At 60.6% G+C, this 1407-nt stretch carries 1 protein-coding gene; it reads right to left on the minus strand.

Features of this window, described 5'->3' with window-relative positions; translation table 11 throughout:
• Positions 1-276 precede the first annotated feature (276 nt).
• Positions 277-1320: an IS110 family RNA-guided transposase gene (locus tag CWO89_RS44200; RefSeq protein WP_130584384.1), complete on the minus strand. Its 1044-nt coding sequence runs from the start codon at positions 1318-1320 to the stop codon at positions 277-279.
• Between the last annotated feature and the right edge of the window lie 87 nt (positions 1321-1407).

Consider the following 1407-nt stretch of genomic DNA (forward strand, 5'->3'; position numbering starts at 1 on the left):
TGTATGGAACGGCCCGCGGGCGCAAGAGCTTTCTCAGTCGACTTCACACATGGGAGCGGTGCCGTCATGTATACGGCCTGTAAAGCGCGGCGCATGACCGCTGGCCTCGATGAAGTCCGCGACACAAGGGGCTAATCAATCAGACGCGCTTGAAGCGCATTGTCGCGCCAGCCTCACTCATGCCGGGATTTCGTCCCGTGGGTTCATCGCCTGTTATTGCGCCTTGCCCTCTGCCGGCCTGCGCCGGTCAGATCTCTTTGACAGCTGCTGTATGCATCAAGCGGCAGCCGTAGTCGTCGCCAGCGTCTCCGGACACCGGTAAATCCCGCCCTTGTTCAAGAGCGCCCAAGCAATTCGCGCTGTCTTGTTGGCCAACGCGACCGCTGCCACCTTGTACGGACGTCTGGCGAGCAGCGCCCTCAACCACGGCCGCGCCCGATCGGCCTTCCGGGCAATTCGCAGGATGGATGTCGCCCCAAGAACGAGGAGGCTCCGAAGTTCGGGGTTTCCCATCTTCGAGATGCGTCCCATCCGCTCCTTGCCCCCACTCGAATGCTGTCGTGGCGTCAGTCCCAGCCAGGCAGCAAAGTGACGAGCGGATTTGAAGCCGCCGGGATCTGGCACCAGCGCCTTGATGGTCGCCGCTGTAATGGCTCCAATGCCGGGGATCGTAGTCAGTCGGCGCATGTCCTTGTCGGTCTTTGCCGCAGCAACAATGGCTCGCTCGAGCTTGTCAATCTGGTCCGCCTGGGCCTCGATCTGATCGGCAACTGCCGTCAGGGCGACGCGCGCTGCCGCAGGCAAGCGGACATCTGCTACGTCCCGTACGATTGCAACCAACGCCTCGACCTTTGTCCGGCCAGCGGCGGCAATGATGCCCAACTCGGCGAGATGCGAGCGTAGGGCGTTGATAGTCTGCGTTTGCTGTTTCACCAGAAGTGCGCGACTCTTCAGGACCATCATTGCGGCTTGTTGCTCAGCCGTTTTGATCGGAACGAAGCGCATGGTCTTGCGAGTCACGGCCTCGCTGATGGCCTCGGCATCCGCCGCATCCGTCTTGCCGCGCTTCACGAAGGGTTTGACATAAGCCGGCGGAATCAGCCGCACTTGATGACCGAAAGTTGCAATCTCGCGCGCCCAATAATGGGCGCTGCCGCAGGCTTCCATCCCCACCAGGCATGGTGGCAGCTTCTCAAAGAAACGCAGAACTTCGCTGCGCCGTAGTCTCCGGTTCAACACCGGCGAGCCATCGCCACCCGCGCCGTGAACTTGAAAAATGTGCTTCGCCAAATCCAACCCGATGGTGCTAATCTGTTTCATGGAACGGTTCCTCCTTGTGGCGTTCGAATAACGACCACGTTTTAGCACGATGATGCTGTCGGAGCGGGCCGTTCCACCACATCAATC

Origin of the sequence: Bradyrhizobium sp. Leo170, assembly GCF_004296405.1 — a bacterium.
GTDB lineage: Bacteria > Pseudomonadota > Alphaproteobacteria > Rhizobiales > Xanthobacteraceae > Bradyrhizobium.